Below are 23,241 nucleotides of genomic sequence, written 5' to 3'. Positions count from 1 at the left end.
GGCTAGCTCGCCGCTTCCAGCCGCACTTCGGTCAGCAGACGCATCGCTGCATCTGCATCCATCGGCTCGCCGAAGGCGAAGCCTTGCGCGTATTCGCAGCCCATCTGGTAGAGCTCGACCGCATCGGAATCGGTCTCGGCGCCTTCGGCCACCACGTCCATGCCGAGGTCGTGGGCGAGCGCGATGATCGACTTCAGGATCACCGGTCGGGTGCCGCGGTTGGTGGTGCGCACGAAGGACTGGTCGATCTTGATGGTGTCGAACGGGAAGCGCTGCAGATAGGCCAGCGATGAATGGCCGGTGCCGAAATCGTCGAGCGAGAGCCCGGTGCCGAGCTCGCGGATCCGCGTCAGCATCTGCGCGGCGTGCTCCGGATTCTCCATCACCAGGGATTCCGTCAGTTCGAGCTTGAGCGTGCCGCGCGCCACCGAGGAACGTGACAGCACGGTACGGATGTCGTGGATCAAATCGTGGCGCAGCAGCTGCCGCGACGAGACGTTGACCGAGGCGAAGATCGGTTCGCGCGAGCGCATCGCGCGCTGCCACACCGAGAGCTGCTTTGCGGTCTGGTCGAGCACGAACATGCCGAGATCGACGATCAGGCCGGTCTCTTCGGCGATGGAGATGAATTCCGACGGTGCCATGCGGCCGAGCTTCGGGTGATCCCAGCGCACCAGCGCTTCGAAGCCGGCGACGGAGCGATCCTCCAGCCGCACGATCGGCTGGTACAGGATGGTGAGCTCCTGGCGCTCGATGGCGCGGCGCAGCTCGCTCTCCAGCGTCAGGCGGTCGGTCTTCCGCGCCCGCATCGCGGGCTTGTAGACGTCGATGCGGTCGCCGCCGATGCGCTTGGAGTGATACATCGCAAGCTCGGCGTCCTTGATGATCTCGTCCGTGAGCTGGGTTTGCGGATCAGACAGTGCGAGACCGATCGAGGCTGTGAGGAAGATCTCGCGGTCGTTGAAGGCGATCGGCGCGCGGATGGTCTTGCGGATGGTCTCGGCGAAGGCGGTGATGCGGGCCGGGTCCTGTTCGGACAGCAGGATCAGGCCGAACTGGTCGCCGGCCAGCCGCGCCAGCGTGTCCTGCGGCTTCAGGATGCGGGTGAGGCGGCGGGCCAGCGTCAGCAGGATGGAATCGCCGACCGCAATCCCGACGGAATCGTTGACCTGCTTGAAACGGTCGAGGTCGATCACCATCAGCGTCGGCCGCAGCGTCGGCATCGACTTGGCGAAATGCGCGACCGCGCCCAGCCGGTCCATGAACAGCTTGCGGTTGGGAAGGCCGGTGAGATTGTCGTGCACGGAATCGTGCAGCAGGCGCTCCTCGGCATTGCGCAGCTCGGTGACGTCGGTGAGCGTGCCGACCACGCGCGAGACTTCGCCGTCGGAGCCGACCACGGGCCGCGCCTTCAGCGCGAACCACATGAAGTGCCCGTCGGGCGTGCGCAGGCGGAAATCCTGCACGAGGCGGCCGCGGCGCTGATCGAGCACGCTGTCGAGCGCGGCGCGGAAGCGGTCCTGGTCGAGCGGATGCAGCACTTCGAGCCACGAGGCCGCGGGTCCTTCGAGCGTGCCGCGCTTGAGGCCGAGCAGGGCTTCCGTCTCGGGGCTGGTGAAGACCTTGTCGGCGGAGACGTCCCAGTCCCAGATCAGGTCGCCGGAACCGGCCAGCGCCAGGGCACGCCGTTCGATGTCGGAGACGACGCCGGTGGTGGCACCGCCGCCGGCAAAGGCGTGCTGCATCACCGTGAAGCCGATCAGCATCACGATCAGCACGAGGCCGCCGAGCAGGGCGGGGCCGACGATGTCATTGGTGACGGAACCCGCAACCGTCATGCCGGCCGCGACCACCCACACCACGAGGAGGAACCAGGTCGGGATCAACAGCACCGCGCGGTCGAAGCCGTGGGTGGAGAGATAGACGATCAGCGCAAAGCCGGCGAAGGCGATCAGCACCAGCGAGATGCGCGCGATGCCGGAGGCCACCGCGGGATCGAAGAGTGCGAGCGCCACCAGCGAACCCAGGAAGGCGAGCCAGCCCACCGTGATGTGCGAATAGCGCACGTGCCATCGGCTGAGGTTGAGATAGGCGAACAGGAACACCAGCAGCGTTGCCGCCAGGATCGCCTCACCCGCCGCGCGCCAGATGCGCTCGGCGTTGTTCGACATGTCGAGCACCTTGCCCCAGAAGCCGAAATCGACGCCGATATAGACCAGCACCGCCCAGGCCAGCGCCGCGGCGGCCGGGAACATGATGCTGCCCTTGACCACGAACAGAATGGTGAGGACGAGAGCCAGCAAGCCGGAGATGCCGATCACGATGCCCTGGTACAGCGTGAACGAGTTGACCTTGTCCTTGTAGGCTTCCGGCTCCCACAGATAGAGCTGCGGCAGCTTGTCGGTGCGCAGCTCCGCGACGAAGGTGATGACGGCGCCGGGGTCGAGCGTGACGCGGAACACGTCGGCGGTCGGGCTTTCCTGCCGCTCCGGCCGGTCGCCGGTCGAGGGCGTGATGGTGGCGATGCGCGACAGGCCGAGGTCGGGCCACAACAGCCCCGAGGAGACGATGCGGTAATGCGGGGCGACGATCAGGCGGTCGAGCTGGTCGTCGGTGTTGTTGGCGAGCGCAAACACCACCCAGTTCTGGCCGCCTTCGCGGGCGCGCACCTCGATCCTGCGAACGATGCCGTCGGTGCCGGGCGCGGTGGAGACCTGGATGCGGTCGGCATCGCTGCGCTGATGCTCGAGCACGCCGGTGAGGTCGATCGCGGGCGCGTCACTGCGGACGCTGACGGCGTCGAGCGCGCGCGCGGGATACGCGGCGACGAGAATCATGAGGCCCAGCGCGATGGGCGCGAGGCACCTGATCAGACGCAAGGTCAGTTCTCCGCGTTCGACGCAAACTCTTCGGTGAAGACGATTTCAGACCGAACGGAAGTGGTTCGGTGCGTCGCGATAGATGCCACGAAAGCGAGGAAAATCAAAGGGTTTCCGGCTCGCCCTGTGGGTCAGCGGCCTAGACCTCCAACACAATTTTGCCAATATGTGCGCTCGTCTCCATGCGCCGGTGCGCGTCCGCCGCCTTTTCCAGCGGGAAAGTGCTGTCCATCAGCGGTTTGACGCGGCCTTCACGCAAAAGCGGCATCACTTTCGCCTCGATTGCGGCCACCATCGCCGCCTTGTCCGCATTAGTACGGGGGCGCAGGGTCGAGCCGGTATGGGTCAGGCGCTTCACCATCACCTTGGCGATGTTGACGGTGACCTTGGGGCCGTTGAGGGTCGCGATCTGCACGATCCGGCCATCGACCGCGGCGGCATCATAATTGCGGTCGACATACTCGCCGGCGACCATGTCGAGGATCAGGTTGACGCCTTCCTTGTTCGTCGCTTCCTTGACCACGGCGACGAAGTCTTCGGTCTTGTAGTTGATGGCGCGATCGGCCCCGAGCTTGAGGCAGGCATCACACTTGTCCTGCGATCCGACGGTGACGAACACCTTCGCGCCGAATGCCTTTGCGAGCTGGATCGCCATGGTGCCGATGCCCGAGGAGCCGCCATGGATCAGCAGCGTCTCGCCGGCCTTGAGGCCGCCGCGCTCGAACACATTGTGCCAGACCGTCATCAGGGTCTCCGGCAGCGCGCCGGCTTCCTTGATCGAGAGGGCAGGCGGCACGCTCATCGCCTGGGCATCCTGGGCGATGCAGTACTGCGCATAGCCGCCGCCGGCGACCAGCGACATCACCTTGTCACCGATCTTGTGCCGCTTGGCGTTGCTGCCGACCGCGACCACCTCGCCGGCGATTTCGAGGCCGGGCAGGTCGCTGGCGCCGGGTGGCGGCGGATAGGCGCCGGAGCGCTGTGCGACGTCGGGCCGGTTGACGCCGGCAGCCATCACCTTGACCAGGATCTCGTCGGGGCCAGGCTGCGGAATGCTGCGCTGTTCCGGGATCAGCACCTCCGGTCCGCCGGGCTTGGAGATGGCGACCACGGTCATTTGCGCGGGCAGCTTGTCCATGATGTGTCCTTGAGCAAAGGTGCGGGATGAACGAGGCCCCTGCTTAGCCAGCGCGGTCCGGACTGGCAACTGCCTCAGCCGTGTGGTCCGGTCCGCGGACGAGAGGAGGAACGAGGATGGCGACCGAAGACGACGACCGCCCGCGCAAGAAGATCAGCCACGAAGTCGGACAGGATCTCTCACTCTTGTCCGTCGAGGAACTGACCGAGCGCGTCACGTTGCTCAATTCCGAGATCGCAAGGCTGGAAGAAGCAGCCACGAAGAAGCGCGCCTCGCGCGATGCGGCGAACAGTTTTTTCAAGTCGTAGGGGCGCCGCATACCGGCTGTCGTCCCGGACAAGCGCGCCATAGGCGCGCGCAGATCCGGGACCCATACCCAAAGGATGAAGTTTGTCGCGAGGTCGGCCACTCCGAGTCCCTGTCACCACGTCCGCCTGTGGCTATGGGTCCGGATCTGCGCTGACGCTTGTCCGGGACGACAGCTGAATGTGTCGTCGTTGCACCGGGGGACTGCCGATTATGTTCCACCCCCACTCGGCCACTGGCCGATATGGCTAACGAACCTTCAAAAAAACCGTTCGTTTACGGTCGATTAAGCTTTCGAGTTTATGACTGGAACTGTCCTCGTTTGGACACCGAGTGGCTCCTGTCCACTCTGTTTGACGCCTCCCTGTTATCAACTTTCAAAGCCGCCGGTCTCCGGCGGCTCTTTTTTTGCGTCCGCTCCCCGCTTTTGTGCGTCTCATCCCGAGTTGCATTCCGAGGAATGACCCGCGGAAACCATATCCGCGCTTGTCACTGGACTCCGCGTCCCGCCCGCGCAATGATTTGTTCATCATAAGCCGGCGCCAAAGCCGGACAGTCAAACAGTTGCGTAAGAGGCGTTAACCATGGAACGTTTGCAGGCCGACGGCGCTCTCGTTCAACTCAGCGAGCGGTTCACCAATTCTGCGGCGTTCGGCGTCCTGTTCCGCGAGGGCATGGACCTCGTCGAAGAGACCGCGGCCTATCTCGACGGCGCCGGCCGCACCGAGGCCAAGGCCCTCGACCGTGCCGTCAGCCTCACCTACGCGACCGAGAGCATGCGCCTCACCACCCGCCTGATGCAGCTCGCCTCGTGGCTGCTGTTGCACCGTGCGGTGAAGGAAGGCGAGATGACGCTGGTCCAGGCCAATCGCGAGAAGACCAAGGTCAAGCTCAGCGCCGCCGATCCCGGCCCCGCCGACACCATCGAGAAGCTGCCTTCGCAGCTCCAGGACCTGATCCATCGCTCGATGAGCCTGCAGACCCGCGTCCGCCGTCTCGACACCACCATCCACACCCCGCCGGCCGAGCACATCGCGATCGGCAATCCGCTGGTGCCTCACCTCAACGCGCTGAAAGCCGCGTTCGAGCGGTAAGGTTCAAGCAACTCCGACACCGTCACCCTGAGGTGGCCGCTTCTTCAGCGGCCCTCGAAGGGCGACGGCCCGGCTGCATCTCGGCCGTTCATCCCTCGAGGCTCCCGGCGCGATGCTTTGCATCGCGCCACTCGCACCTCAGGATGACGGGTCCGGTAGCAACGCGACGGCAGTCTCCAAAAACAAAAACGCCCCCGGTCTGCCGGGGGCGTTTTTCGTCTCCAACCCTTGCGGGCCGGATCAATCCTTTTTGAGGAAGCCCGAAAACTTCTTCTGGAAGCGCGAGACGCGGCCGCCGCGGTCCATCAGCTGCTGGGAGCCGCCGGTCCAGGCCGGGTGCGACTTCGGGTCGATGTCGAGGTTGAGAGTGTCGCCTTCCTTGCCCCAGGTCGAGCGGGTCAGGTACTCGGTACCGTCGGTCATCACGACCTTAATCGTATGATAATCCGGATGAATTTCGGCTTTCATGACAAATTCCTCGGCGCCCGGCGCCTTGTTGGGTGGCTAGCGAATGACGGATTTGGGCGGCTCTATACCTCACGAAACCCCGCAAAACAAGCCATCCCGGTCGCGAACCGGGGGGTTGCCCCTAAGGGACATCCCGGATTTGCCACTACCCTTGCACCGGCCTATTGGGAGCAAACGAATACAATGGGTCGGATCTCATGAGCGCAGTGGAACGGCTTGATGACCAATATGTCGATCAGCCCGGAATGAACGCCGCGGACACTCCCTCGATCGAGGCCGAGCTGATCGAAGAGCCGGCCAAGGGTCGCGCCAAGCTCCGCCCGCTGCTTGCGCTGGCGCCCTATGTCAGCCGCTATCGCGGCCGGGCGGCGCTCGCCTTCGTCGCGCTCACGGTCGCGGCCCTGACCACGCTGCTGGTGCCCGTCGCGGTGCGCCGGATGATCGATTTCGGTCTGACGCCCGAGGGCATCGAGCTGATCAACAGCTATTTCTCGGTGATGCTCGCGGTGGTCGGCGTGCTCGCGCTCGCCAGCGCCGCGCGCTACTACCTCGTGATGACGATCGGCGAGCGCATCGTTGCCGACCTCAGGCGCGACGTCTTCGCGCATCTGCTCTCGCTGTCGCCGGCCTTCTTCGATTCCGCGCGCAGCGGCGAATTGATCTCGCGGCTCACCGCCGACACCACCCAGCTCAAATCGGCCGTCGGCGCCTCCGTGTCGATCGCGCTGCGCAATCTGATGATGTTCCTGGGTGCCGCGGCGATGATGGTGATCACGAGCCCCAAACTGTCCGGCTTCGTGCTGCTCGCCATTCCCTTGATCGTGCTGCCGCTGGTCGCCTTCGGGCGCTGGGTGCGGCGCCTGTCGCGCAATGCGCAGGACACGCTGGCCGAGGCGTCGGCCTATGCGGGCGAGCTGGTCGGCGCGATCCGCACCGTGCAGGCCTATACCAGCGAGCAATTTGCCGAGAAGCGTTTCGGCGGCGAGGTCGAGCAGGCCTATGAGGCGGCGCGCACCTCGACCCAGGCGCGATCCGTTCTCACCGCTATCATCATCTTCATCGTGTTCGCAAGCGTGGTCGCGATCCTCTGGATCGGCTCGCATGACGTGCTGTCAGGCGCGATCTCGCCGGGCCGGCTCGGCCAGTTCGTGCTCTATGCGGTGTTCGCCGCGGCCGGCCTCGGCCAGCTCAGCGAAGTCTGGGGCGAGGTCTCGGCCGCATCCGGCGCGGCCGAGCGGCTGTTCGAGATCCTGCATGTGAAGCCCGACATCGAGGCGCCTGCGTCTGCGCGCGCTCTGCCGGTACCGGCACGCGGCGAGGTCGGCTTCGATCAGGTCAGCTTCGCCTATCCGGCGCGGCGCGACGTCAAGGTGCTCGATGCCGTGTCGTTCACGGTGCGCCCCGGCGAGAAGGTCGCGATCGTCGGTCCGTCCGGCGCCGGCAAGAGCACGATCTTTCATCTGCTGCTGCGCTTCTACGACCCGCGCAGCGGCGCGATCTCGCTCGACGGCGTGCCGGTCAAATCCGCCGATCCCCGTGACTTCCGCTCGCGCATCGCGCTGGTGCCGCAGGAATCCGTGGTGTTCGCCGCAAGCGCCCGCGAGAACATCCGCTTCGGCCGGCCCGACGCGACCGATGCCGAGGTCGAACGCGCCGCCGAGCTCGCCCATGCCGCCGAATTCATTCGCCGCCTGCCCGAAGGTTTCGAGACTCCGCTCGGCGAGCGCGGCGTGACGCTGTCCGGCGGACAGCGCCAGCGTATCGCGATCGCCCGCGCCATCCTGCGCGATGCGCCGCTGCTGCTGCTCGATGAAGCCACCTCCGCGCTCGATGCCGAAAGCGAGACCTTGGTGCAGACCGCGCTGGAGGAGCTGATGCGCCACCGCACCACGCTCGTCATCGCCCATCGCCTCGCGACCGTGCTGTCATGCGACCGCATCCTGGTGATGGACCAGGGCAAGATCGTCGAGCAGGGCACGCATGCCGAGCTCGTCGCCGCGAACGGGCTTTATGCCCGGCTGGCGAGGCTGCAGTTCGAAGGCGCGTGAGGCGCCGTCTTCACCGGCATTTCGGCGAGAGCGCCGGTACATTCGGCCATGGCCAGTTCTTCCAGCTGCCGTCCTCGCCGACGCAGGCCGATGGGGCAGGGCCGCTCGTTTGCGCAGGCGCGGGCGTCGTCTCGCGCAGCGCGAAGCGCTTGTCGACATAGCTTGTCGACACATAGCCGGCGACGATGACGCCGAGAAAGACCGAGGCCCCCTGGGCCAGATCGCGCAGCTTCATCGATCGTCTCCGTCCGTTGCCATCGTTGAGACAACGACTAGCAGACGCCCCTGGATCCAACCGTGACAGGCCTCACGCCCGCCACACCATCTTCAGCACCGGCCGGCCCGAGGTCGGGTTCACATCGTCGCCGGCATGGGCAAAGCCGTTGCGCTCGTAGAAGCGGATGGCGCGGGCATTGTCCTTGTTGACGAGCAGCGTGACGCCCGAGGGCGACAGCCGCTTGGCTTCATCGACCAGCAGCCGCGCCGCGTCCGATCCCCAGTGCGCGGGATCGACCACGAGCTGGTCGAGATAGCCCTCGCCGTCGATCGTGACGAAGCCGGTCAGCGCGCCGTCCTGCTCCGCCACGACGATCGAAGCCTTCGGCACCAGATCCTTGCGCCAGCGCTCGCGCCACCAGTCGAGCCGCGCGGCGAAGTCGATCTGCGGATAGGCCTGCTGCCAGGTGCGATGCCAGAGGTCTATCGCGGCGGCTTCGTCCTCGACGCGATAGGGGCGGAGGTGGATCGCGCTCACTACCGCTCCGTCAGCTTGAGCTCGATGCGGCGATTGCGCTTGTAGGCTTCCTCGGTGTTGCCGGGATCGAGCGGCTGGAATTCGCCGAAGCCGGCGGCGACGAGGCGCTGGGCGGGCACGCCGAGCGAGATCAGGTATTGCACCACCGAGATCGAGCGTGCCGCGGACAGGTCCCAGTTCGACTTGAAGTTCGGGCCGTTGACCGGGCGCACGTCCGTGTGGCCGTCGACACGCAACACCCAGGGGATCTCGCTCGGAATCTTCTTGTCGAGCTCGATCAGCGCGGTCGCCAAGGTGTCGAGCTCGGCGCGGCCCTCGGGCAGCAGCGTCGCCTGGCCGGTGTCGAAGAACACTTCGGACTGGAACACGAAGCGGTCGCCGACGATGCGGATGTCGGGCCGGTTGCCGAGGATGGCGCGCAGGCGGCCGAAGAACTCCGAGCGGTAGCGCGACAATTCCTGCACGCGCTGCGCCAGCGCCACGTTCAGGCGGGAGCCGAGATCGGCGATCCGGTTCTGCGATTCCTTGTCGCGCTTCTCGGAGGCATCGAGCGCCTCTTCCAGCGCGGCCAATTGCCGGCGCAAAGCGCTGATCTGCTGGTTCAGCACCTCGATCTGGGCCAGCGCCCGCGCCGAGACCGCCTTCTCCGAATCCAGCGCCTTGCCGAGCTCGGAGGTCTTGCCCTGCGCGTCGTTGCCGGCGGCAGCCAGGCCGTCATAGAGGCCCTTGATACGGTCGCGCTCGCTCTCGGCCGAGGCGAGGCCGGCCTTCAGTTGCGAGACCTGATCGTCGAGCGTGAGCTTGCCGAGCTTCTCCAGCGACAGCAGCTCGTTGAGCTGGGCGATCTTGGCGTTGAGCTGCTCCAGCGCCTTGTCCTTGCCGGTGACCTCCTGCGACAGGAAGAACTGCACCACCAGGAACACCGACAGCAGGAACACGATCGACAGCACCAGCGTCGACAGCGCGTCGACGAAGCCGGGCCAGTAGTTGAAGGACGTATCGCCGCGGCGGCCGCGCGCCAATGCCATGTCGCTAACTCTTCTCGGGCTGGCGGGCGATGCGCTCCAGCAGGCGCCGGATCTCGCGGTTCTGCTCGCCCTGCCCGTCGGCCCATTCGCGGATCATCTGCTGCTCGGTGCGCATGTGCGAGACCAGCGCCTGGATGGCTTCGGCAAGGCTCGCCATCGCCGCCGTGGTGCCGCGGCTGGCGCTGCCTTCCTCGAGCACGGAGCGGAGCCGTTCGACCGCCGCCTGGAGCTCGCCGCTGGCGACCCCGCCGCCCGCCGCCACAGCCACCTCGCCGCTGCCATATTCGCGCACGGTGGTGGCGAGCCAGTCTTCGAGGTCGGTGTAGAAGCGGTTCTGCGCCTGGCTCGATTGCAGGTCGAGGAAGCCGAGGATCAGCGAGCCCGCGAGGCCGAACAGGGAGCTCGAGAACGAGATGCCCATGCCGCCGAGCGGGGCGGCGAGACCCTCTTTCAGCGTGTCGAACAGCGCCCCGGAATCGCCGCCGACCTTGAGCCCGTCGATCACCTTGCCGACCGAGCCGACCGTCTCGATCAGGCCCCAGAAGGTGCCGAGCAGGCCGAGGAAGACCAAAAGGCCCGTCATGTAGCGCGAGATGTCGCGGGCTTCATCGAGGCGTGTCGCGATCGAATCGAGCAGATGCCGCATCGTGGTCTGGGTGATGGTCATCCGTCCCGAGCGCTCGCCGCCGAGGATCGCCGCCATCGGCGCCAGCAGCTTGGGGTGGCGGGCCGGGGCGAGGCCGGGATCGGCGATGCGGAAATTGTTGACCCAGGAGACCTCCGGGTAGAGCCGGATCACCTGCCGGAAGGCCAGGATGATGCCGATGAACAGCACGCCGCCGATCAGGGCATTGAGGCCGGGATTGGCGAAGAAGGCCTGGATGATCTGCTTGTAGAGCACCACGCCCACCAGCGTGCACAGCACCAGGAAAACCAGCATCCGCACCAGGAAGACGCTGGGCGAGGACAGTTTGGTGTACTCGATATCCATGGTGGAGCGGGGCGAGTTGCCTGACGGCATGGCCAGTATCATCCATTCCAAAAGCTTGCTTGCAGTGCGCACTATGGCACAGCGCCGGCCCAAAAAAAGCGCCGGATACGCCGATTTCGGGGTGGGCTCCGGGAACCCGGACCGGAAGCGGCGCTTTGATAGACAGGTATCCGCAGAAAGTTCGCCATTCGGGGTGCGCATGAGCGTCGTTTCCGCGATCATCGGGACTGCCGAACGCGTGCCGCTGCCGGACGTCGTGATCCGCGCCGCGATCCAGCGCCTGTGCTCCCGCACTGCAACGCGCCTCGCCCCCCACGACGCTGCGGCCGATGCCGCCTTCGCCGGCCGGATGATGCTGCGGCCGATCGCCGAGGACGCCGAACCCGGGCGTGATGAGGTACCCGCCGCGTTCTTCGCGGACCTGCTCGGCCCCAGCCGCAAATATTCCTGCTGCTTCTACAAGACCGATGCGACCACCCTGCAGGAGGCGGAGGAGGAGGCGCTGCGCCAGACCGTCGAGCATGCCGGCCTCGCCGACGGCCAGGCCATCCTCGAGCTCGGCTGCGGCTGGGGCTCGCTGGCGCTGTGGATGGCGCGGCAGTTTCCGCACGCAGAGGTGACGGCGGTGTCGACCTCGCAGGCGCAGCGCGCCCATGTCGAGGAGCAGGCCGAGCGACGCGGCTTGCTGAACCTGCGCGTGGTCACGGCGGACATGAATGTGTTCGCGCCGGACGGCCAGTTCGACCGCATCGTCTCGGTCGAGACGTTCGAGCACATCGTGAACTGGCGCAAGCTGATGACGCGGCTGCGGTCGTGGCTCGCGCCCGAGGGGCGCTGCTTCATGCACGTCGCCACGCATCGCACCGGATCCCACCTGTTCGACCGGTCCGATCGCGAGGACTGGATCGCGCAGCACGTCTTCACGGGCGGGATGATGCCGAGCCATCACCTCGTCAGGCAATTCGACGACATCTTCGAGGTCGAGAAGGAATGGTGCTGGAGCGGCACCCACTATCAACGCACCGCCAATGACTGGCTCGCCAATTTCGACGCGCAGCGGGACGCGATCGAGGCCTCCTTGCGCAAGGTCCACGGCGAACAGGCTGCCATGTGGATGCGGCGCTGGCGCTGGTACCTGCTCGCGACATCGGGCCTGTTCGGCTATGCCGATGGAACCGAATGGGGCGTCAGCCAGTATCGGATGAAGCCCGCTGATTCCCGAGTCTAGGCGGCCTTGCGGGCTCGCGTTTTCGCTGACCTGCGGGGTTTGCCTGGCTTTTTGGGCAAGGGACGCGCAGTCAAACCCAAGCCAAGCGCACGCAACACCCCCAGCATTGTCGAGAACTCCGGATTTCCGGCTTCGCCGAGCGCCTTGTACAGCCCTTCGCGGCTCAGCCCCGTAGACCTCGCTATCTCGCTCATGCCGCGGGCACGCGCCACCGTATTCACAGCGTCCCGAATGAATGCCGTGTCGCCAGTCTCCAGCGCGGCCGTAATGAACTCGGCTTGTGCTTCCGCCGTGTCCAAATATTCCGCTGCATCAAATGGTGTGGTTTTGAGTGCCATTGCACTACTCCAGTTCGGCAAGCATCGCTCGTGCCCGCTTGATGTCTGCGTGCTGCTTTCGCTTATCTCCGCCGCAAAGCAGGATGATGATTTCTGTGCCGCGTTGCGCCGCATAGAGACGGTATCACGGGCCATAGTCGATTCTGAACTCAGACAGGCCCGCGCCTAATGACTTCACATCGCCGAGCGTACCGCGTTCGATCAATGCGAGTCGGCTCGCAATGCGCGCAACGGCACGACGGTCGCGCAATCCAGCAAGCCAGCCGCGAAATGCTTCTGTCTGGAGGACATTGATCACGATTGTTGTTGTAATCCATGGTTCACAGGCGGGCAAGTTCCGAATGAGCAAACTGATTGGCCTGGATGCGGCGCTGGCGCTGGTCCCTGCTCGCGACCTCGGGCCTGTTCGGCTATGCCGATGGAACCGAATGGGGCGTCAGCCAGTATCGGATGAAGGCTGCCGGGTAATTGCGATCTTCTGTCGCAGCACGCCGTGATGGAACCCGACTCACGATCTGGTGAGCCCAGAAAAACCTCCTGAAATCAGTGGCATCGCCTGTGTGACATTGAGCCGCCCGCCACACGCGTTGCGTCGCAGCAAGTCCATTCTATTTTGACGTCATCAGCCGCGCGGTCTTCGTCCAGAACGGGCGCCGCTTCGTGCGTGATTCGGTATCAACAACATCGGGGCCTTCCACGTCATGTCAGGACTTCGCGCGCGATCGGCATGCGTTGCAATGATGCTCGCGGCCCTAGCGCCGCTGCTCGGCGCTTGCGACGAATCCAGCTCCGCCGTGTCCGCCGCCCCGCCGGCCTATCCTGACGTCAGCGTCGTCATCGTGAAGCCGCAAGCCCGCGCCGTGGTGCGCGAGCTGCCCGGCCGCATCGCGCCGACGCGCGTCTCGGATGTCCGGCCGCGTGTCTCCGGCATCGTGGTCGAGCGCCTGTTCCGCCAGGGCAGCGAGGTGAAGGCCGGCGATCCGCTCTACCGTATCGATCCGCGCCCGTTCGAGGTCGAGGTGATGGCCAACGAGGCCGCGCTCGCCAAGGCGGAGGCTGCCTTGATGCAGGCGAAGCAGCAGGCCCACCGTATCGCCACGCTGACCAGCCAGCGCGCCGCGCCCGAGGCCGAGAACGAGAAGGCAGTGGCAGCCGAGCGCCAGGCCCATGCCGAGGTCGAGGGCCGCAAGGCCGAGCTCGCGCGGGCCAAGCTCAACCTCGACTACGCCACCGTGCGCGCGCCGATCGACGGCGTGGTCGGCGCGGCCCTGGTCAGCGAGGGCGCGCTCGCGGTGCAGAACGAGACCAATCTGGCGACCATCCAGCAGCTCGACCCGATCTATGCCGACTTCACCCAGTCGGTGAACGAGCTCAACCAGCTGCGCCGCGCCTTCGAGACCGGCGACCTCGAGCGCATCGCCTCCGATGCCGCCAAGGTGCATCTGGTGCTCGACGACAACACGCTCTATTCGCTCGACGGCAAATTGTTGTTCTCCGACGCCAAGGTCGACGCCCATACCGGGCAGGTGACGTTGCGCGGCGAGTTCCCCAACCCCAAGCGCGAGCTGTTGCCGGGCATGTATGTCCGCGTCCGCATCGACCAGGGTCTCGACAGCGATGCGATCGCGGTGCCGCAGCAGGCGATCCAGCGCAATGGCGGCGGCGGCAGCGAAGTGTTCGTCGTCAAGGACGACAACCACATCGCGGTGCAGCCGGTGCGCACCGGTTCGGTGCAGGACGGACTCTGGTTCGTCACCGAAGGCCTGAAGGCCGGCGACAAGGTCGTGGTCGAAGGCTTCCAGAAGTTCGCCGCCGGCGACAAGGTCAAGCCGCAATCCTGGTCGGAAGCGGACGCGACCGCGGACAACCGGCACGCTCAGAAGCTCACGCGGTAACGCGCCATGGCGAGCTTCTTCATCGACAGGCCGATCTTTGCCTGGGTGGTCGCGCTGTTCATCTGCTTGATCGGTGCAATCGCCGTGCCGTTGCTGCCGATCGCGCAATATCCGATCATCGCGCCGCCTTCGATCTCGATCTCGACCAGCTATCCCGGCGCTTCGCCGGAAAACCTCTACAACAGCGTCACGCGCCTGATCGAGGAGGAGCTCAACGGCGCCTCCGGCATCCTCAATTTCGAATCGACCAGCGACTCGCTCGGCCAAGTCGAGATCATTGCCAATTTCCAGCCGGGCACGAACACCAACGACGCCTCGGTGGAGGTGCAGAACCGCATCAAGCGCGTCGAGGCGCGCCTGCCGCGCGCGGTGATGCAACAGGGCATCCTGATCGAGGAAGCCTCGAGCGCGGTGCTTCAGATCATCACGTTGAGCTCGACGGACGGCAGCCTGGACGAGGTCGGCCTCGGCGACTTCATGATCCGAAACGTGCTCGGCGAGGTCCGCCGCATCCCGGGCGTCGGCCGTGCCACGCTCTATTCGACCGAGCGGTCGCTTCGCGTCTGGGTCGATCCGGCCAAGCTGGTCGGTTATGGGCTCACCGCCGACGACGTCAACAAGGCCATTGCCGCGCAGAACGCCCAGGTCGCCTCGGGCAGCATCGGCGCCGAGCCCTCGACGTCGAGCCAGCGCACCTCAGCGCTCGTGCTGGTCAAGGGCCAGCTCTCCTCGCCGGACGAGTTCGGTGCCATCATCCTGCGCGCCAACGCCGACGGCTCGACCGTGCGCCTGCGCGACGTTGCGCGCGTCGAGGTCGGCGGTCTCAGCTACCAGTTCAACACCCGCCTCGACGGCAAGCCGACCGCGGGTCTCTCCGTGCTGATGTCGCCGACCGGCAACGCGCTGGCGACCGCGAGCGCGGTCGAGGAGAAGATGAAGGAGCTGTCGCGCTTCTTCCCGGCCAACATCACTTACGAAATTCCCTACAACATCACGCCCGTGGTCGAGGCCTCGATCAAGAAGGTGCTGACGACGCTGGTCGAAGCCGTGGTGCTGGTGTTCGTGGTGATGTTCCTGTTCCTGCAGAACATCCGCTATACCATCATCCCGACCATCGTGGTGCCCGTGGCGCTTCTCGGCGCCTGCACCACGCTGCTGCTCGCCGGCTATTCCATCAACATGCTCTCGATGTTCGGCATGGTGCTCGCGGTCGGCATCCTCGTCGACGACGCCATCGTCGTGGTCGAGAACGTCGAGCGCATCATGGCCGAGGAAGGCCTGTCGCCGAAGGAAGCGACCCGCAAGGCGATGTCGCAGATCACGGGTGCCATCATCGGCATCACGCTGGTGCTGATGGCGGTGTTCGTGCCGATGGCGTTCTTCCCCGGCTCGGTCGGCATCATTTACCGCCAGTTCTCGGTCACCATGGTCGCGGCGATCGGCTTCTCCGCCTTCCTCGCGCTGTCGCTGACGCCGGCGCTGTGCGCGACGCTGCTCAAGCCGATTGCCAAGGGGCACGGCCACTCGACCAATTTCGTCTTCAGCCGTTTCAATCATCTGCTCGAGGGCGCTCGCTTCCGCTACGCGCGCACCGTCGGCTTCTCGCTGAAGCGCACCGGCCGCCTGATGCTGGTCTATGTCGCGCTGCTGGTCGGCCTGTCCTGGGCCTTCGTCAATCTGCCCGGCGGCTTCCTGCCCGTCGACGACCAGGGCTTCATCACCACCGACGTGCAGACGCCGTCGGATTCGTCCTACGGCCGCACCGAGGCGGTGATCGAGAAGGTCGAGAAGTATTTGGCGCAGCGGCCGGGCGTCGACAACGTCACCTTCCTCACCGGCTTCAGCTTCTCCGGCCAGGGCATGAACACCGCGCAGGCCTTCATCACGCTGAAGGATTGGTCGGAGCGCGGGCCGAGCGAGTCGGCCGCGGCGATCGTCAACGACATCAACCGCGATCTCGGCGCCTCGATCCGCGACGCAAAGATCTCCGCTTTGCAGCCGCCGCCGATCGACAATCTCGGCAATTCCTCGGGCTTCTCGTTCCGCCTGCAGGACCGCGGCCAGAAGGGCTATCCGGCCCTGATGCGCGCCGCCGACCAGCTGATCGCGGAAGCCAACGCGAGCCCGGTGCTGCAAAAGGTCTATGTCGAAGGCCTGCCCGAGGCCGGGGTGGTCAACCTCATGATCGACCGCGAGAAGGCCGGCGCCTTCGGCGTCACCTTCGAAGACATCAACAACACGATCTCGACCAATCTCGGCTCGAACTACATCAACGACTTCCCCAACCGCGGCCGCATGCAGCGCGTCGTGGTGCAGGCCGACGCCCGCGACCGCATGCGGACCGAGGACATCCTCAACTACAACGTCAAGAACAGCCGCGGCCAGCTGGTGCCGTTCTCGTCCTTCGCCACGGTGGAGTGGGCGCGCGGCCCGACCCAGATCGCCGGCTTCAACTATTATCCGGCGGTGCGCATCTCCGGCGAAGCCAGGCCCGGCTTCACCTCGGGCGATGCCATCGCCGAGATGGAGCGGCTCGCGGGCAGGCTGCCGCGCGGCTTCGGCTATGAATGGACCGGCCAGTCGCTGCAGGAAAAGCTGTCGGGCTCGCAGGCGCCGTTCCTGCTCGCGCTCTCGATCTTCGTGGTGTTCCTGTGCCTCGCCGCGCTCTACGAGAGCTGGACCATCCCGCTCGCGGTGCTGCTCACCGTCCCGCTCGGCATCGTCGGCGCCGTGATTGCCGCGATGCTGCGCGGCCTGCCCAACGACGTCTATTTCACCGTCGGCCTGATCACCATCATCGGCCTCGCGGCCAAGGACGCGATCCTGATCATCGAGTTCGCCAAGGACCTGCGCAAGGAAGGCAAGCCGCTGGTGGAGGCCACCATCGAAGCCTGCCGCCTGCGCTTCCGCCCGATCCTGATGACCGGCCTCGCCTTCATCTGCGGCGTGCTCCCCATGGCCATCGCCCACGGCGCCGGCGGCGCCAGCCAGCAGGCGCTCGGCAGCGTCGTGATGGGCGGCATGATCGCGGTGGTGATCCTGGCGCTGTTGATGGTGCCGGTGTTCTTCGTCTCGGTGCAGCGGGTGCTGGCGGGGGACAGGGAGCAGACCGCAGAGACACAGGGCAAGGCGTACGGGCCGCCGGCGCCGGCGTCGCATGGCCACTGAGCGTCATTTCGGGGGGCGCCCGGAATGACGTTCCGAGAAACTTGCCTTGCCCAATTGGTCGATCCACACTGCATCTCTGGATTGTAGCGATCCGTATTCGCCTCGCGGGGCGAATACAACGCGAGCGCCGAGTGAGAGTGTGTGATGCGTCCGACCGAGATTGCGATTTCGAGCTATCGCTCAGTTCGGCGGCTCTCGATGCCGATCGAGCCGCTGTCCGTCTTCGTGGGTGAGAACGGCGTCGGCAAGTCCAACCTCTACAAATCGCTCTCCCTGCTGCGGGACGCCGCGGCCGGCCGGATCACGCGTACGATCGCCGAGGAAGGCGGACTGAATTCGGTGTGCTGGTCCGGTCTCCGCAAGCGCGGTGAGGATGGACGCCTGCGCTTGTCGGCCGAATTCGACCGGCTAAGATATTCCATCGAGATCGGATTTCCCGCGCCGTCCGAAGCCGCCTTTGCCGGCGAGCCTATGATCAAATCCGAATCGATTGAAGCCACGCAGGGCAAGCGGACCGTTCGGCTGATGGAGCGCAAGAACTCGCTTGTCAGCGTCCGCGACGACAGCGGCGCATGGACCAGCCATAGGGATGCAGTGCTACCGTCCGAAACGGCGCTTGCCGGCTTTCCCAGCGCCCGCGAATGCCCCGAGATCGTCCTGATCAGGAACGCCATGCTTGGCTGGCGCTTCTATCACGACTTCCGCACCGATCCGGCGTCGCAGCTGCGAAAGCCATGTCTCGCGGTCACGACTCCCTCGCTCAGTGCCGACGGCAGCGACCTGGCTGCGGCGCTGGCGACGCTCTATGCCATCAGGGACGACACTGTCGACCTGCAGGACGCAATTCAGGATGCGTTCCCGGGCGCCGAGCTCCGCGCCTGGGAGGAGGGCGGCTTGTGCGAATTCGACCTGCAGCTGCAGGACATGCCGCGACCGTTCAAGGCCCACGAACTGTCCGACGGGACGCTGAAATACATCTGTCTGCTCGCGGTGTTCATGGGCTATCGGCTTCCGCCGTTCATCGCGCTGAACGAACCCGAGACCAGCCTGCATCCCTCGCTGCTGGCGCCATTGGCCCGGCTGATAGCCAAGGCATCAAGCCGCGCCGACATCTGGATCGTCACCCATTCCGAACAGTTGATGGAGGCCTTGCGAAGCGAAAGCTCCGTCCCGCTTCGCCGCGTCATCAAGTCGAAAGGCGCCACGACCATCGAAGGCCTGACTCTCGGCGGAGAATTTCGCGAGGAGGAGTCGGAAGACGATGAGTGCTGACCGGTGCAGATCGAGCGGTCGTGCGACTAAGCCGGCTTCCGCAAGATCTCCACCGACTTCCCCTGCCGTCCTCATTCCCGCACAAGACGTCGCCCGTCACGAGCGGGTCGTTGGGCGTCTTCGAGCTGGATAATGGGGCGGTGGTGCCAGCGTCAGCGCCACTCACATGATCTTTTCAAACAAGAATCCTTCGCTCCCCGCCGGATCGTCCGGAACAATGGGGTGGTTCGGGTCGGTATGGCGGCTGTTGAAGAACTCGATGATCTTGAAGCCGCACTTGTTGACGTAGAAGTGGATGTTCCTCTTCTCGAAGTATGGGGTGTAAGTCCGCCACGCTAGCGTTGTCGGATACCGCTGTTCTATGGCAAGCCAGGCCTTGTGCCCCAGGCCGCGGCCTTCCTCGCCAACCTTCAGAAAGAAGAGATCCAGCGAATTGCGATGTGTTTGTTCGTTGATGGTCAGCACTGCGCCGCCGACCTTGCGGCCATCGCACACGATACGTAGCGTCACTGCCCCCCTGGCGTTGATCGATTTGTCCAGGTCCTCGTCTGAAGGAATGGGGCCGTCCGGCGGATCGTCGAGCTCCTCCCTGACAGCTATCGAAAAGGCGTCCTGCAGTTCCTTTTTGAAGTCGCCGATATCGGTTGCGTCGACTTTCCCCAAGCTGACTCGAGTGTCGGACATATCGTTCTCGTAGACGGCCTCGAGCTTCGCCTTTACGCCGGCTTCCTCAGCATCTTCACCAGCTCCCCATGCACGTACTCATTCCCGCACACCACGTGCCCTGTCACGAGCGGGTCGCCCGGCGTCGCAATATCGCTCACCGTCCCCCCGGCTTCCCGCACCATCAGCATACCCGCCGCGATGTCCCAGGATTGCAGGTCGCGCTCCCAATAGCCGTCGAGGCGGCCGGCGGCGACGAAGGCGAGGTCGAGCGAGGCGGCGCCGAAGCGGCGCAGGCCTGCGACGCGGTCCTGGATCGCGGTCATCTCGCGGCGGAATTCCTCGTGGTCGCCGCGGCCGATATGGGGCAGGCCGCAGGCCACCACGCATTCGTTGAGCTGGCGGCGGCCGGCGACGCGCAGGCGCTGGTCGTTGAGGAAGGCACCCTTGCCGCGCTCGGCGATGTAGAGCTCGTCATTGGCGGGGTTGTAGATCACGCCTGCGATCACCGTGCCCTCGCGCACGAGGCCGATCGAGATCGCGAATTGCGGGATGCCGTGCAGGAAGTTGGTGGTGCCGTCGAGCGGATCGACGATCCAGGTGTGGCTCTTGTCGGTACCTTCGCGCGTGCCGCCTTCCTCGCCGATGAAGCCGTAGCCGGGGCGGGCCTTGGCGAGATCCTGATACACGATCTCCTCGGCGCGCTTGTCGGCGAGCGAGACGAAATTCGCCGGCCCCTTCAGCGAGACCTGGAGATGCTCGATCTCGCCGAGATCGCGCTTGAGGCTGCGGCCGGCGCGGCGCGCGGCCTTGACCATGACGTTGATAGTGGCGGAATACAGCATGTGCTCTAGGTCTTGATCGGGGGAATTGGCGCAGAAACACGCCTGTTTGAGGGACTGGGTGCCCCGTGAGGGGCCCCGCGTCAAGTTATTTGCTCCCGAGCCATTTCCTGGCGGCTGCCTCCGCCTTGGCCCGGTCGTCGGGCGGCAGGTCGGACAATTGCTTGTCGAGCTCCGGATCGCCCTTGCCGGCGGTCTTGGCCACCAGGTGCCATTTGAAGCCCTCGACCTTGTCCATGGGCGTGCCGGCGCCGTTGATCAGCACCCAGGCCAGCCGGTTCTGCGCGATCGCGCTGCCCTGGCGGGAGGCCTTGCGGAGCAGGGCGACCGCGGCCGGCTGGTTCTTCGGCGTGCCGGTGCCGTTGAACATGGCGATGGCATATTCGACCTCGGCGTCGACATTGTCGGCGAGCGAGGCCGCCTGCAGCAGCCGCACGGCGCGTTCCGGATCCTTCGCCACGCCGGTGCCTTCCTTGTAGAAGGTCGCGAGCGCGTATTGCGCCTCGGGCAGGCCGGCATCGGCGGCCTGGCGCAGCAGCTCGGCGGAACGCCTGACGTCCTGCGGCAGGGTCTGGCCGTCCAGATAGAGCAGAGCGAGGTTATAGGCCGCCTTGGGCTCGCCGAGCTTGGCGGCGGACGCCATCAGCTTGACCGCCTCGCCCTTGTCGACCGCGCCGCCGCGGCCGGAGATGCGCAGCATCGCGAGCGCGAACATCGCCTCGCGGTCGCCGGCGTCCGCCGCGCGCTTGTACCATTCGGCCGCCTTGGCGTAGTCGCGGCGGATGCCCATGGCGTTGGAATAGAGCTCGCCCAGCATGGTCATGGCCTTGGGATCGCCGGCCTGCGCACGGGCGGTGGCGAGGTCGAATGCCGTCTTGTACTGGCCGCGCTGATAGGCGCCGTACACCAGATCAGCGTTGGAATTGTCCGTCGGCGGTGCCGGGATCACGGTCGCGGCCGGCTTCGGCGAGGCAGACGGCTTGGGCGACGGGGACGCCTTGGGCGAAGCCGAAGGCTTCGGCGCCGGAGCGGCTTCCTTCTTGGCGGGCGGCTTGGGCTTCTGCTTCTCGGGCGTCGCGCTCGGGATCGTCGCCGGCGGCGTGATCTGGAGCTGCGCGGCCGCAGGCCCTGTGAGCAGCAGCGTGGCCAGAGCGGTGATGCAGGGGAGCTTCATGTCGGGCGCTAACCGGGCTCGCTGCCCGCGGGATCTGGATCGGCCGTCGCCGTCGCATGGGCCTTCTTGATCGCAGCATCGACCTCGATCAGCGCCGCCTTGGGCCCGCGCGGATCGGCCCAGATGAAGTCGCCGACCAGCACGAAATCGGCGCCGCTGAGGGCGAAGTCGTGGGCTTCCTGCAGTGACATGGCAAAGCCGACGCAGGGCGGCTCGAACAGCTCGGCCCACCAGTCCAGCCGCTCCGCGATCGCCTGCGCCGAGGGGCGCTGTCCCTTCGCATCGGGCTCGCCGAACAGCAAATAATCCGCGCCCATCTCGCCCGCGTCCATGGAATGGTGCCGTGTCGTCAACCCGCCGACACCGGCGATGCGATCGGGCTTGAGCGAGGGCAGCGCCTCTTTCAGCGCGGCGAGGCCGGGCAGGTGTGCACCGTCGGCGCCGCCGCGCGCCACCAGCTCGGCATGGCCCTCGACCAGCAGCGCGGCGCCCGCCTTCTGCACCGGCGGCGCTAAGGCCTTGATGCGCGAGATCATGCTGCGCTGGTCGGTCTCCTTCAGCCGCAGCAGCACGGCGGCGATATCGGCGGCGGCGAGCAGGCCCGGCAGCTCGGCGACCAGAGTAGCGGGATCATCGACGACGGGCGTCGCGAGATAGAGGCGCGGCGCGGGACGCGGCGGAGGCGATTTGTTCGACAAGGTCTAGGCCGCTTTCTTTTCCAGGCTACTTTGCCATTCGCCCTTGGAGGCGAGGCCGTTCATGCGTGCGCGATGGCTGAAGGCGGCTTGGCCGGCCGCGATGTTCTCAGGCCTCCCGGACCAGGCCTTCTGCGGCGCGGCTTGCAGCGCGCGGCCGTAGGAGAAGGTCAGGCCCCAGGGTAGCGGCCCGAGCTTGTGCATGGCGTTGAGATGGGCGGTCGCCTCCTCGTCCGACTGGCCGCCGGAGAGGAAGGCGATGCCGGGCACCGCCGCGGGCACGCAGGCCTTCAGCAGGCGCACGGTCTTCTCGGCGACTTCCTCGACGGAAGCCTGCTTCGGTGATTTCTTGCCCGATATCGCCATGTTCGGCTTCAGCACCATGCCTTCGAGCGCGACGCGCTGCACGCGCAATTCCTGGAACGTCTTGTTGAGCACGCGGCTCGTGACGTCATAGCAGCGGTCGATGTCGTGGTCGCCGTCCATCAGCACCTCCGGCTCGACGATCGGCACGATCTGCGCGGCCTGGCACAGTGCGGCATAGCGCGCCAGCGCGTGGGCGTTGACGCTGATCGCGGTCATCGAGGGGATGCCCCGGCCGTCAGTGCCGCTGCCGATGTCGATCACTGCGCGCCATTTGGCGAAGCGCGCGCCGCGCTCGTAATATTTCTTCAGCCGCTCGGCGAGCTTGTCGAGCCCGACGGTCACCGTTTCACCCGGGCACATCGGCAGGGCCTGCGTGCCCTCGTCGACCTTGATGCCGGGAATGGCGCCGCTCTGTTCGATCAGCTTCACCAGCGGCGTGCCGTCCGCAGCATTCTGCCAGATCGTCTCGTCATAGAGGATCACGCCGGAGATGAACTGGCTCATGGCCTCCTTCGACCGGAACAGCATCTCGCGATAGTCGCGGCGGTTCTCTTCGGTCGATTCCACGCCGATCGCGTCGAAGCGCTTCTTGATGGTGCCGGAGGATTCGTCGGCGGCGAGGATACCCTTGCCGGATGCGACCATGGCAGTCGCGATTCTGTTGAGCTCAGTCAGATTCATCGAGAGGTCCTCCCAAAACGATTCTGCCCTTGCCTGTGAAAATAGACCGTTCTCGGGCAATTGCCGAGTTAACGTTGGTCGCAGGGTAAAGGGGCGGGAGGTCAGGGTTGTTCGCCTCTCCCCGCTTGCGGGGAGAGGCCGGAATGCGCGCTGAAAGCGCGTATTCCGGGTGAGGGGGACTCTCCGCAGGTCCAATTGCCAGCGTCCCCGGGG

At 65.8% G+C, this 23,241-nt stretch carries 21 protein-coding genes and 1 pseudogene; 8 read left to right on the top strand and 14 right to left on the bottom strand.

What is annotated here, in order from left to right; genetic code table 11:
- Positions 1-2: 2 nt before the first annotated feature.
- Both UNPF46_RS06145 and UNPF46_RS06140 read right to left on the bottom strand, forming a co-directional pair.
- Positions 3-2,879: an EAL domain-containing protein gene (locus tag UNPF46_RS06145; RefSeq protein WP_181769813.1), complete on the bottom strand. Its 2,877-nt coding sequence runs from the start codon at positions 2,877-2,879 to the stop codon at positions 3-5.
- A 139-nt stretch (positions 2,880-3,018) separates the two neighbouring features.
- Entirely contained in the window at positions 3,019-4,017 is a 999-nt protein-coding gene (locus UNPF46_RS06140) for an NAD(P)H-quinone oxidoreductase (protein WP_100175919.1), read from the bottom strand.
- A 116-nt stretch (positions 4,018-4,133) separates the two neighbouring features.
- Here UNPF46_RS06140 and UNPF46_RS06135 point away from each other — a divergent pair, with 116 nt between their 5' ends.
- Positions 4,134-4,325 (top strand): DUF1192 domain-containing protein, encoded by a 192-nt coding sequence (locus UNPF46_RS06135; RefSeq protein ID WP_142249438.1) that lies wholly within the window; start codon positions 4,134-4,136, stop codon positions 4,323-4,325.
- Positions 4,326-4,907: 582 nt separating this feature from the next.
- Positions 4,908-5,417 (top strand): protease adaptor protein RcdA, encoded by a 510-nt coding sequence (rcdA, locus tag UNPF46_RS06125; protein WP_100175917.1) that lies wholly within the window; start codon positions 4,908-4,910, stop codon positions 5,415-5,417.
- A 240-nt stretch (positions 5,418-5,657) separates the two neighbouring features.
- Here rcdA and rpmE read toward each other — a convergent pair whose 3' ends face one another.
- Complete coding sequence (rpmE, locus tag UNPF46_RS06120) at positions 5,658-5,885, bottom strand: 50S ribosomal protein L31 (RefSeq protein ID WP_097659924.1); 228 nt, start codon at positions 5,883-5,885, stop codon at positions 5,658-5,660.
- Between the two features lie 197 nt (positions 5,886-6,082).
- Between rpmE and UNPF46_RS06115 the strand changes: the two genes are divergently transcribed.
- Positions 6,083-7,933 (top strand): ABC transporter ATP-binding protein/permease, encoded by a 1,851-nt coding sequence (locus UNPF46_RS06115; RefSeq protein ID WP_142249437.1) that lies wholly within the window; start codon positions 6,083-6,085, stop codon positions 7,931-7,933.
- A gap of 10 nt (positions 7,934-7,943) precedes the next feature.
- Here UNPF46_RS06115 and UNPF46_RS06110 read toward each other — a convergent pair whose 3' ends face one another.
- From UNPF46_RS06110 to UNPF46_RS06095, 4 genes are all read right to left on the bottom strand, one after another.
- The gene (locus UNPF46_RS06110) at positions 7,944-8,168 is read right to left on the bottom strand and encodes a hypothetical protein (protein ID WP_100175915.1); all 225 of its coding nucleotides are present in this window, start codon (positions 8,166-8,168) and stop codon (positions 7,944-7,946) included.
- 72 nt (positions 8,169-8,240) lie between these two features.
- The gene (locus UNPF46_RS06105) at positions 8,241-8,687 is read right to left on the bottom strand and encodes a GNAT family N-acetyltransferase (RefSeq protein WP_142249436.1); all 447 of its coding nucleotides are present in this window, start codon (positions 8,685-8,687) and stop codon (positions 8,241-8,243) included.
- Positions 8,687-9,715 carry a peptidoglycan -binding protein gene (locus UNPF46_RS06100; protein WP_100175913.1) on the bottom strand — a complete coding sequence of 343 codons (1,029 nt, stop codon included), beginning with the start codon at positions 9,713-9,715 and terminating at the stop codon, positions 8,687-8,689. The genes UNPF46_RS06105 and UNPF46_RS06100 overlap by 1 nt, the downstream gene beginning before the upstream one ends.
- Before the next feature lie 4 nt (positions 9,716-9,719).
- The gene (locus tag UNPF46_RS06095) at positions 9,720-10,736 is read right to left on the bottom strand and encodes a flagellar motor protein MotA (RefSeq protein ID WP_181769812.1); all 1,017 of its coding nucleotides are present in this window, start codon (positions 10,734-10,736) and stop codon (positions 9,720-9,722) included.
- 169 nt (positions 10,737-10,905) lie between these two features.
- On the opposite strand from UNPF46_RS06095, the gene UNPF46_RS06090 reads away from it, so the two are divergent.
- Positions 10,906-11,934 carry an SAM-dependent methyltransferase gene (locus tag UNPF46_RS06090; protein ID WP_181769811.1) on the top strand — a complete coding sequence of 343 codons (1,029 nt, stop codon included), beginning with the start codon at positions 10,906-10,908 and terminating at the stop codon, positions 11,932-11,934.
- On the opposite strand, the gene UNPF46_RS06085 is transcribed toward UNPF46_RS06090, so the two are convergent.
- Together UNPF46_RS06085 and UNPF46_RS38605 are read right to left on the bottom strand one after the other, a co-directional pair.
- On the bottom strand, positions 11,931-12,272 hold the full coding sequence (locus UNPF46_RS06085) for an addiction module antidote protein (RefSeq protein ID WP_100175910.1): 342 nt from the start codon (positions 12,270-12,272) through the stop codon (positions 11,931-11,933). The genes UNPF46_RS06090 and UNPF46_RS06085 overlap by 4 nt on opposite strands.
- A 124-nt stretch (positions 12,273-12,396) precedes the next feature.
- Entirely contained in the window at positions 12,397-12,570 is a 174-nt protein-coding gene (locus UNPF46_RS38605; protein ID WP_349628167.1) for a type II toxin-antitoxin system RelE/ParE family toxin, read from the bottom strand.
- Between the two features lie 62 nt (positions 12,571-12,632).
- Between UNPF46_RS38605 and UNPF46_RS06075 the strand changes: the two are divergent.
- The 4 genes and pseudogenes from UNPF46_RS06075 to UNPF46_RS06060 all read left to right on the top strand — a co-directional run.
- Positions 12,633-12,740 (top strand): annotated as a pseudogene (locus UNPF46_RS06075) (SAM-dependent methyltransferase); the annotation flags it as partial.
- 233 nt (positions 12,741-12,973) lie between these two features.
- Positions 12,974-14,167, top strand: coding sequence for an efflux RND transporter periplasmic adaptor subunit (locus UNPF46_RS06070; protein ID WP_100175908.1), 1,194 nt, complete (start codon positions 12,974-12,976; stop codon positions 14,165-14,167).
- A 6-nt stretch (positions 14,168-14,173) separates the two neighbouring features.
- Positions 14,174-17,335: a multidrug efflux RND transporter permease subunit gene (locus UNPF46_RS06065; RefSeq protein ID WP_142249433.1), complete on the top strand. Its 3,162-nt coding sequence runs from the start codon at positions 14,174-14,176 to the stop codon at positions 17,333-17,335.
- A 144-nt stretch (positions 17,336-17,479) separates the two neighbouring features.
- Entirely contained in the window at positions 17,480-18,607 is a 1,128-nt protein-coding gene (locus UNPF46_RS06060) for an AAA family ATPase (protein ID WP_142249432.1), read from the top strand.
- 162 nt (positions 18,608-18,769) lie between these two features.
- On the opposite strand, the gene UNPF46_RS06055 is transcribed toward UNPF46_RS06060, so the two are convergent.
- The 5 genes from UNPF46_RS06055 to UNPF46_RS06035 all read right to left on the bottom strand — a co-directional run bounded on the left by UNPF46_RS06055 (position 18,770) and on the right by UNPF46_RS06035 (position 23,028).
- The gene (locus UNPF46_RS06055; protein WP_142249431.1) at positions 18,770-19,291 is read right to left on the bottom strand and encodes an N-acetyltransferase; all 522 of its coding nucleotides are present in this window, start codon (positions 19,289-19,291) and stop codon (positions 18,770-18,772) included.
- Between the two features lie 32 nt (positions 19,292-19,323).
- Positions 19,324-20,115: an inositol monophosphatase family protein gene (locus UNPF46_RS06050; protein WP_142249430.1), complete on the bottom strand. Its 792-nt coding sequence runs from the start codon at positions 20,113-20,115 to the stop codon at positions 19,324-19,326.
- Between the two features lie 85 nt (positions 20,116-20,200).
- Complete coding sequence (locus tag UNPF46_RS06045; protein ID WP_142249429.1) at positions 20,201-21,286, bottom strand: tetratricopeptide repeat protein; 1,086 nt, start codon at positions 21,284-21,286, stop codon at positions 20,201-20,203.
- A gap of 8 nt (positions 21,287-21,294) precedes the next feature.
- The gene (locus tag UNPF46_RS06040) at positions 21,295-21,984 is read right to left on the bottom strand and encodes a thiamine phosphate synthase (RefSeq protein ID WP_142249428.1); all 690 of its coding nucleotides are present in this window, start codon (positions 21,982-21,984) and stop codon (positions 21,295-21,297) included.
- Between the two features lie 3 nt (positions 21,985-21,987).
- Positions 21,988-23,028 carry a class I fructose-bisphosphate aldolase gene (locus UNPF46_RS06035; protein WP_142249427.1) on the bottom strand — a complete coding sequence of 347 codons (1,041 nt, stop codon included), beginning with the start codon at positions 23,026-23,028 and terminating at the stop codon, positions 21,988-21,990.
- Between the last annotated feature and the right edge of the window lie 213 nt (positions 23,029-23,241).

Origin of the sequence: Bradyrhizobium sp. UNPF46 (genome assembly GCF_006658625.1) — a bacterium.
Lineage (GTDB): Bacteria > Pseudomonadota > Alphaproteobacteria > Rhizobiales > Xanthobacteraceae > Bradyrhizobium > Bradyrhizobium nitroreducens.
This window is presented reverse-complemented; position numbering and strand designations above follow the sequence as displayed.